The sequence below is a fragment of the Alicyclobacillus sendaiensis NBRC 100866 genome (assembly GCF_001552675.1).
Classification (GTDB): domain Bacteria; phylum Bacillota; class Bacilli; order Alicyclobacillales; family Alicyclobacillaceae; genus Alicyclobacillus; species Alicyclobacillus sendaiensis.
The window spans coordinates 1-8,499 of sequence record NZ_BCRQ01000084.1 but is presented as its reverse complement, the minus strand read 5'-3'; the positions used below and the strand labels follow the sequence as shown (position 1 = coordinate 8,499).

Annotated in this window: 7 protein-coding genes; 1 reads left to right on the top strand and 6 read right to left on the bottom strand. The window is 61.6% G+C overall.

Annotated features, from left to right (window positions below):
* Positions 1-429: 429 nt before the first annotated feature.
* The 3 genes from arsC to AS26_RS14975 form a co-directional block, all read right to left on the bottom strand.
* Entirely contained in the window at positions 430-852 is a 423-nt protein-coding gene (gene arsC / locus AS26_RS12670; RefSeq protein ID WP_062310245.1) for an arsenate reductase (thioredoxin), read from the bottom strand.
* A 39-nt stretch (positions 853-891) separates the two neighbouring features.
* A complete protein-coding gene (locus AS26_RS12665) occupies positions 892-2,184 on the bottom strand; it encodes an arsenic transporter (protein ID WP_062310241.1) in 1,293 nt (430 codons plus the stop codon).
* A gap of 310 nt (positions 2,185-2,494) precedes the next feature.
* Complete coding sequence (locus AS26_RS14975) at positions 2,495-2,905, bottom strand: ArsR/SmtB family transcription factor (RefSeq protein ID WP_169793507.1); 411 nt, start codon at positions 2,903-2,905, stop codon at positions 2,495-2,497.
* A gap of 1 nt (position 2,906) precedes the next feature.
* On the opposite strand from AS26_RS14975, the gene AS26_RS14490 reads away from it, so the two are divergent.
* The gene (locus tag AS26_RS14490; protein WP_062310234.1) at positions 2,907-3,254 is read left to right on the top strand and encodes a hypothetical protein; all 348 of its coding nucleotides are present in this window, start codon (positions 2,907-2,909) and stop codon (positions 3,252-3,254) included.
* A 41-nt stretch (positions 3,255-3,295) separates the two neighbouring features.
* Here AS26_RS14490 and AS26_RS12650 read toward each other — a convergent pair whose 3' ends face one another.
* From AS26_RS12650 to hisS, 3 genes are all read right to left on the bottom strand, one after another.
* Positions 3,296-4,894 (bottom strand): class I adenylate-forming enzyme family protein, encoded by a 1,599-nt coding sequence (locus AS26_RS12650; protein ID WP_062310230.1) that lies wholly within the window; start codon positions 4,892-4,894, stop codon positions 3,296-3,298.
* A gap of 144 nt (positions 4,895-5,038) precedes the next feature.
* Positions 5,039-6,841 carry an aspartate--tRNA ligase gene (gene aspS / locus AS26_RS12645; protein WP_083516111.1) on the bottom strand — a complete coding sequence of 601 codons (1,803 nt, stop codon included), beginning with the start codon at positions 6,839-6,841 and terminating at the stop codon, positions 5,039-5,041.
* Positions 6,842-8,104 (bottom strand): histidine--tRNA ligase, encoded by a 1,263-nt coding sequence (gene hisS / locus AS26_RS12640; protein ID WP_062310248.1) that lies wholly within the window; start codon positions 8,102-8,104, stop codon positions 6,842-6,844.
* Between the last annotated feature and the right edge of the window lie 395 nt (positions 8,105-8,499).

The following is an 8,499-nucleotide window of genomic DNA, read 5'->3' as shown; positions in this document are numbered from 1 at the left end:
GGACCGTGTGGCATTCCCGTAGGAGGATTTTACCGCGCTGACACGTCACAGAGGGCTGTCATCGAAGAAGTCCTTCTCCGGCAAACCGCCCCCTAAAACGCGGGTTGGTTTGCGGCCAACTTGGCGCGTTTCCCTTGATATCTTGAGTTTTCCCGCGAGAACAAGCCCTGCCGAAACCCCATACGCGCGCAGTTCCGCACGGAATCTCGGCGAACACGATTTGGACAGAGCAGTAAGCCACCGCATCGTACGTGACCTCAGGAAGCTCGCTCGGAGTTCCATGGGTCTCGACATGCCGACGCGAAGCTCTCCCGCGCTACATGAGCAGCAACTTTCCCATCCGCAGGACATCGACCCACTGGCCGGCCCATTTCCAGTGCCTCTCAATCGCCGCTACATCTTCTCGTGTCGCGATTCGAACCTCCACATTCATGACAGTTCCTCCTCGAGAAACGCACGGATCCGCGCGCCGATGGCGTCGCGAACTTGACGAAACTGGTTCAGAATCTCTTCCTCTGATCCCGTCGCCTTGGCTGGGTCGGGAAATCCCCAGTGGAGGCGCTTCACGTGCGGCGGCGTCACGGGACAACGGTCATTCGCATCACCGCACAAGGTGATGACATAATCCGCCTGTTCAAGAAAGTCCGGATCGATCAGTTTCGACCGATGATGCGAGATGTCAATCCCCACCTCGCGCATCACCTGCACGGCACGGGGATTCAAGCCGTGCGCCTCAACGCCTGCGCTCTGAACTTCGATCCGCTCTCCTCCCAAATGACGCGCCCATCCTTCTGCCATTTGACTTCTGCACGAATTTCCAGTGCAAAGAAAATAAATTCGCTTGCGTGACATACAGCTTTCGCTCCTCTCCTATGTTTGCGATCGCGAAGGCTAGTTCACAATCGACAACCATCCATATAATCCCATTAAGGTGAGCAACAGGGTCGGCACCGTCAGGATGACACCCGTTCGAATGTAGGTGCTCCAGGTGATGTTCACGCCCTTTTGCCGAAGGACGTGCAACCAAAGCAGTGTGGCTAATGATCCGATGGGTGTCAGTTTCGGACCCAGGTCACAGCCTATGACATTGGCATATACGAGCGACGTCCTCACCAGATCTGGAACATGAGCGCCGTGAATGGCGAGCGCGTCGATCATCACGGTCGGCATATTGTTCATCACGCTCGACAACACGGCCGCGAGAAAGCCCATCCCAAGCGTGCCGGCCAGCAGTCCGTGATCGGCGAGGATCTGAATGATCCCCCCAAGCAGGCGGGTCAGGCCCACGTTGCGCAGCCCATACACGACGACGTACATACCGATGGAGAAAAACACAATCGCCCACGGCGCGCCCCGAATGACAGACCAGGGCCGAATCACTCGGACGCGGCCGCCGTACACCAGTAAGGCGATGGCGATGGTCCCTGCCACAAATGACACGGGTACATGCGCGATCTCCGTCACCATGTAGCCCGCCATGAGCACAATGAGCAAAACCCAAGAAGCGCGAAACAGTCCTCGGTGCGCAATGGCTTCGGCTGGTCGAGGAAGGAAATCCGGTTCGTAACGCTCAGGGATATCCCTTCTGAAATACAGGTACAGGACCCCAGCGCTCGCCAGAAAGGAGACGACATCGGGCACCATCATGTGTGCAAGATAGGTCAGAAAACCAATGTGGAAATAATCCGCAGACACGATATTCACAAGGTTGCTCACGACGAGCGGAAGCGATGTGGTGTCCGCGATGAAGCCGCTCGCGATGACGAATGGAAACATGCGCCGGGCGTCCAATTGGAGCAACCTCATCTTCTCCAGAACGATGGGCGTGAGAATCAAGGCCGCCCCATCGTTCGCGAACACGGCAGCCACAAGCGCGCCGAGAAGGATGACGTACAAGAAGACCTTCTTCCCATCTCCACGCGCGGCCTTCGCCATTTTCAAAGCTGCCCACTCGAAAAATCCGACTTGGTCAAGAACCGTGGAAATCACAATGATGGCCACGAAGGCGAGGGTCGCGTCCCACACGATTCGAGTCACAGACCATACATCTCGCCACGTGACCACGCGGAACAGAAGCGCGAGCGCCGCCCCTCCCATCGAGCTCCAGCCAATCGACAAGCCTCGCGGTTGCCATATGACGAGGATAAGCGTGACCAAAAACAACGAAATTGCGACATACGTCATGAGCTTCCTCCTTGTTGTGAACGTGCCCGAACAAACCTCGCCATAAATTTGGACCTGTTAGTCAAATCTTGTCCCGCAACGCGTAACAACACGTAGTGTTCATCTCATCGGAGGTCGCGAGCCAATCGTGTCTTAGCAGCTAGGACTTCTTCCGCAGACGACACCTGCAATCCAAGGTGGTTCAGAGCTCCCACCCCGCCGAATGCATGCTCGTTTATAGAAAATTGAGAGGTGGTGTATCCCAATCAGACTTGGCGTAACCCCGCCGAACGCGAACAGGCTCGACGCCAAACAAGACTTTGATAGAACTTCAGCGATTCATGGAAGTTTCGCACGTCGATGGCGACATGGGGCTTTCATGCGAACATGGACAACACGCCCCTTGCTCATGTTGGTGAGAATGAACCGGCGTAATCAGTACAGTCGTGAGTGCGTCGACCAACTCCTGCATCGCTTGAGGATTTGGAAAGTAACAAGTCCAAGGACCTCGGGACTCTCGGCGAACCAATCCCACCTTCTCAAGAACTTTGAGATGATGAGAAACAGTTGGTTGCGATAGTCCAGTGACAGCCACCACATCACCGACACAACACCCGTTTTCATACGCCTCAATTCGATCACAGCAGGTTGCAATCGCTCCTTTGGCCATCAGTTGAAGAATGTAAAATCGGCTCTTGTCCGCCAAGGCGTGGAGACGTTCGAGGAGATCCTGGTCTTTCATATTGATCACCATCGATATTGAAATTGATAATTGTAATGTACAGCAGACGTTGGGTCTGATCAAGCGTGCTTTGTCGAATTCGCGTCGACAGATGCACATCTCCTTTGATCTACCGGTGCAAAACCGCCCTGTGATGTCTGATGTGAGCATCCGCGACAGCATGGTCGCCGCGCTCGTGCCCCGTTCGAGCATCGTGCGCGGCGACTCGCGTCACAACGTTCTATGCGTTCTTTCGTTTCCAAATGGTTATCCATTACAGCATCGTCAATACCCGATCCGGACATCGGCCATCGGATCCTTCGCGCCGTTTGGGCAGAACGAATCCGCACCGGCCGACAAAGCCGTGTAGGGAGCACCACTGTCACCTCAGCGCTCTCTAAGCGTCTCCCTTCAGGTCGCTTGTCGCTCCGCCGCTTCCTCTTCCGCCAGGACGCCCCGGAGCACTTTGCCCGTGCCCGTGGTCGGGAGGGAATCGCGAAACTCGACGTGCCGCGGGCACTTGTAGTGCGCAATTTTCTCCCTGCTCCACGCGATGATGTCCGCCTCCGTCACGCGTCCGACGAACGACGGCTGAAGCACCACAAAGGCCTTCACCACCTCGCCCTTCTGCGGATCCGGCACGCCGATCACGGCTACCTGTCGCACGGCCTCGTGGCGAGACAGCCAATGCTCCACCTCTTCCGGAAACACGCTGTACCCCGAGCACTTGATCATCTCCTTCTTGCGGCCGCGGAAGACGAGATAGCCTTCCTCGTCCACGAGCCCCATGTCGCCGGTGCGGAGCCAGCCGTTCTGAATCGCCTCGCGCGTCGCATCGTCCCGGTGGAGGTAGCCCCTCATGACGCCCGGGCTCTGAATCCAAATCTCGCCCTCTTCGCCGGGGCCGAGTTCTCCGGCGGGATCGTCCAAAGGCGCAATCCGGATGCGGGTGCCGGGAATGGGCTTGCCGTGCGTGCCGTAGCGGATGGCGTCGAGCGGCATCTGCGTATCCGCGGTGTGCGTCTCCGTGAGGCCATACGCCGCCTCGTACATCGGCGCGCCCGTAAGCGCTTTCCACTCGGCCGCCACGCGTTCCGTCACCGACGAGCCGAAGCTCGTGCATGGATTCAACCTCAGGCTGGAAAAGTCGATGTCGCCTGCGCGCGGATGTTGCATGATGGCGAGGTTCATCGGTGTGACGGTGTACATCACCGTGACGCGGTGTTGCGAAATGGCGTCCATGGCGAGATCGGGATCGAACTTCGGAAGAAGGGCGAGCGTGGCCCCGGCCCGAACGGTGGTGCACGCGCTCATGAGAAGCCCCGCGATGTGGCAGAGCGGCATCGCGCCGAGCACGACGTCTTCTTCGGTCAACCCCAACGCCGACACCACGGCATCGGCCTTGTAGGCGGCGTTGGCGTAGGTCAGCATGGCGCCCTTCGGCATCCCGGTCGACCCCGACGTGTACATGATGAGACTCACATCGTCGGATGGCGTCGGCGCGTGCGCCGAGCGCCCCAGGCGGGCCCGAAGGTGAGGCATGAGCCCATCACCAAATTGGACCGCGCTTCGCTCCCGTCGAGCCCTCGCGTGTGCGCCCGACCTCTCCGAAAAATCCGACATGGAGACGGACAAGACGCGCGGGATCCCGAGGCGTTCGCAGACCGCGCTCACCATCTCGAGCCGCTCTTCGTCGCAGATGACCGCCTTCGGCCCGAGGTCCTGCAGCTGGTACTCCACCTCCCATTCCTTGGCGAGCGGGCTCAGGGGAGACACGGCGACACCGAGTCGTTCCGCTCCCCACTTCGCGATGAGAAACTGAGGCATGTTCGGCATGCATAGCGCGATGGCGTCGCCCCGCGCAAGCTGAAGGTCCGCCAGCAGCGCCGCCATGGCGGCCGCGTAGGCGTCGAGTTCGCCGTACGTGATGGTGGCGTCGAGGAAGCACACCGCGGGGTGCGACGGGCGCGCGAGCGCGTGAAGGCGCAGCCACTCGTGCAGATGGGGCATGGGCATCCACCCTCATTCGATGGTGTGGAGGACGAGCACCTCAGGCATGTCATCCTCTATCCCGGATCTATTCCTCCCTGGCCCGCCCCATCCCTGCTGGCTGCCCAAAACGAAGGGCGCGGTCCCTCAAACCGCGCCCTCGTTTCAATCCTTCGTCTTTCGCACGCGCAGGTGCAGCACCTCGAGCTGCGCTTCGGACACCTCGCTCGGCGCTCCTACCATGAGATCCGTGCCGCTCGCCGTCTTCGGGAACGCGATCACGTCCCTGAGCGACTTCGCCCCGGTGAGCAGCATGACGATGCGATCCAGCCCGAATGCGATGCCCCCATGCGGCGGCGTGCCGTATTCGAAGGCGTTCAGCAGGAAGCCGAACTTCTCCTGCGCCTCTTCCGGCGAGAAACCGAGCGCCGCAAACATCTTCTCCTGCACGTCGCGGCGGTAGATGCGCATGGAACCGCCGCCGATTTCGTAGCCGTTCAGCACCATGTCGTACGCCTGCGCGCGCACCCGGCCGGGGTCGGTGTCGAGAAGCGGGATGTCCTCCTCCTGCGGCATGGTGAACGGATGGTGCTCGGCCACCCAGCGCTTCTCCTCCTCGTCCCACGACAGGAGCGGAAAATCCGTCACCCACAAAAACCGGTACTGGGACTCGTCGATGAGGCCGAGCTCCTGCCCAAGGTGAAGCCTCAGCGCGCCCATCGCGGGCAGCACCGTGTCCCGCGGTCCCGCGCCGATGAGCACCAAATCGCCCGCCTTGGCGCCCGCGCGCTCGGCGATCCGGCGAAAGTCGTCGTCGGTAAAGAACTTCGCGATGGACGACTTGAAGCCATTCTCCTGCACCGCCACGTAGGCGAGCCCACCAAGCCCGTACGGCTTCACGAACGCGACGAGATCGTCCGTCTGCTTGCGGCTGTACGAGGCGCAACCGGGCGCCACGAGCGCCTTGATCACGCCGCCCTTCTCCAACACGTCGGCGAAGACGCGGAAGCTCGTGCCGGCGAAGAGGTCAGCCAAATCCGTCATCTCCATGCCGAAGCGCAGATCCGGCTTGTCCGAACCGTACTTGTCCATCGCCTCCTGATAGGGCAGGCGCAGAAACGGCGTCGGCACCTCGATGCCCGCCACCTCCTTGAAGACGGCGGCCATCATCTCCTCCATCATCGACATGAGCTCGTCCTTGGGGAGAAACGACGTCTCGATGTCGAGCTGCGTGAACTCCGGCTGACGATCCGCCCGCAGATCCTCGTCCCGGAAGCAGCGCGCCACCTGATAGTACCGCTCAAAGCCCGCGACCATAAGCAGCTGCTTGAAGATCTGCGGCGACTGCGGCAGCGCGTAGAACTCGCCCGGATGCAGGCGGCTTGGGACGAGGTAATCGCGCGCCCCTTCCGGCGTCGACTTGGTCAGCATGGGCGTCTCGATCTCGAGAAAGCCGCGATCGTCGAGATACCGGCGAAACGCCCGGATGGCCTGGTGGCGAAGCGCGAAGATGCGCTGCATCTCCGGGCGGCGCAGATCCAGGTAGCGATACCGCAGGCGGACCGGTTCCTCCACCTGGATGCCGTCCTCGATATAAAACGGCGGCGTCTTGGCCGCGCTCTCGATGCGCGCGCTTCGCACGACGACCTCGATCTCGCCCGTCTCAATCTTCGGATTGACGGTATCGGGATCGCGCTTCTCCACGGTGCCATCCACGACGACCACGTACTCGCTGCGCAGCCGGTCCGCGACGTCCATCGCCTCCTCGGACGTGCCCCGGCCGCGATCGAACACGAGCTGGACGATGCCCGTCCGATCGCGCAGATCGACAAATACGACGCTGCCGAGATCGCGCCGGCGCTGCACCCAGCCGGCGAGGCGCACCTCCGACTTCGGTTCCACGCGCACGGTGTCGGCCACAAAATGGGTCCGCCAGCCCGTCGCCACGACTTGCTTCTCCTCCACCACTTACGTCCATCCTCCTTCGCGTATCCGATCCGCCAACTGCCCGAACGGCACGTCGCGCTGCTCACCGGTCGCCAGGTGCTTCACGGTGGCAGCCCCCTTGGCGAGTTCGCTCTCGCCGATCACGACGGCGAACCTCGCGCCGAGCCGGTCGGCCTGCTTGAACTGCGACTTGAGGCTGCGCCCTTGGTAGTCGCGGTCACAGCGAACGCCGAGCCGCCTGAGCGAGGTGAGCACCGCCATGGCGGTGTGCTCAGCCGTCTCGTCGGCCACGCAGATGTAGGCGTCGAGCGGCGGGCGCTCGCCCAACGCCACGCCCTGCGCCTCCAGCACGGCAAGGACGCGATCCATCCCGGCGGCGAAGCCGATGCCCGGCACCTCGGGCCCGCCGAGCTCCGCGACGAGGCGGTTGTAGCGCCCCCCGCCGAGCACGGTGGAGAAGTTGGGGACGGTGATCTCCCACGCCGTGCGCGTGTAGTAGTCCAGGCCGCGAACCAGCGACTTCTCGAGGCGATAGGGCACGTCCATCGCGCGGAGATACCCTTCGACGGCGTCGAGGTGCTGGCGGCAGTCGTCACACAGCTCGTCGACGATGTAGGGCACGTCCGCCTCGCGCAGCACCTGTTGGCACGACTCGTTCTTGCAGTCGAACAGGCGAAGGGGATTCTTCTCCAGGCGGACCTGGCAGTCCCCGCACAGTTCGCCTTTGTGCGGAAGCAGACGTTCGATCATCTTCTCGCGGTGACGAGGCCGGCAGACGCCGCAGCCGACGGAATTGAGCTCCACGGTCATGTCCCGCATGCCGACCCTTTTGAGCAGCGAATAGCCCAGTTCAATGACCTCGGCGTCGATGGCCGGCAACTCCGATCCGAGCACCTCCACGCCGACCTGATGCAGCTGGCGAAGCCGGCCGCGCTGCGGCTTCTCGTATCGGAACATGGGCCCGAGGTAGTACACCTTGGTCAGGCTACCTTGGCCGTACAGTTTGTTTTCCACGTACGCGCGCACCACGCCGGCCGTTCCCTCCGGGCGCAGGGTCACGCTGCGCCCGCCGCGGTCCAAAAACGTGTACATCTCCTTGGACACGATGTCCGTCGTCTCCCCCACGCCGCGCTCGAACAACTCCGTGTGTTCGAAGATGGGCGTGCGGATCTCCTCGTAGTTCGCGCGTTCAAACACGTCTCGCACGACCGCCTCAAGCGCCTGCCACGCCTCTACGGCGCCCGGCAGAATGTCCTGGGTCCCTCTCGGCCGCCTGATCTCCACGCGCACTCCCTCCTTCTTCTCTGAGCCGCTCCGCGGGAAATCGCGATCGCGGCCCCTGTCTGCGCGAAAAAGCGCCCTTTCGTCGATGCCGATGCCCATCGGCAGGGACGAAAGAGCGCTTCCGCGGTGCCACCCTGCTTGAACCTTTGCCGGTTCCCCTCTTCGGCTTAACGCGCCGTCCACGCGCGCCCACCGCGCGAAGCGGCAAGCGCGATATCCGAAGCCGTCCTTCCAAACGCAGGCTGGAGTCGCTTGCAGCCACGGCGCACTCTCTCTGGAACAGCCCAAACCGCTTGTACTCTGCTTCTTCATCTACGATGGCGATATGGTTGCATCGTCCTACGGCGAATTATACGGAAGGCAGAACAGCCGTGTCAAATGAAACGGAGCCGCCG

Coding starts and splice junctions, on each gene's coding strand:
- arsC (WP_062310245.1), bottom strand. CDS start 852: ATGTCACGCAAGCGAATTTATTTTCTTTGCACTGGAAATTCGTGCAGA.
- AS26_RS12665 (WP_062310241.1), bottom strand. CDS start 2,184: ATGACGTATGTCGCAATTTCGTTGTTTTTGGTCACGCTTATCCTCGTC.
- AS26_RS14975 (WP_169793507.1), bottom strand. CDS start 2,905: ATGAAAGACCAGGATCTCCTCGAACGTCTCCACGCCTTGGCGGACAAG.
- AS26_RS12650 (WP_062310230.1), bottom strand. CDS start 4,894: ATGCCCCATCTGCACGAGTGGCTGCGCCTTCACGCGCTCGCGCGCCCG.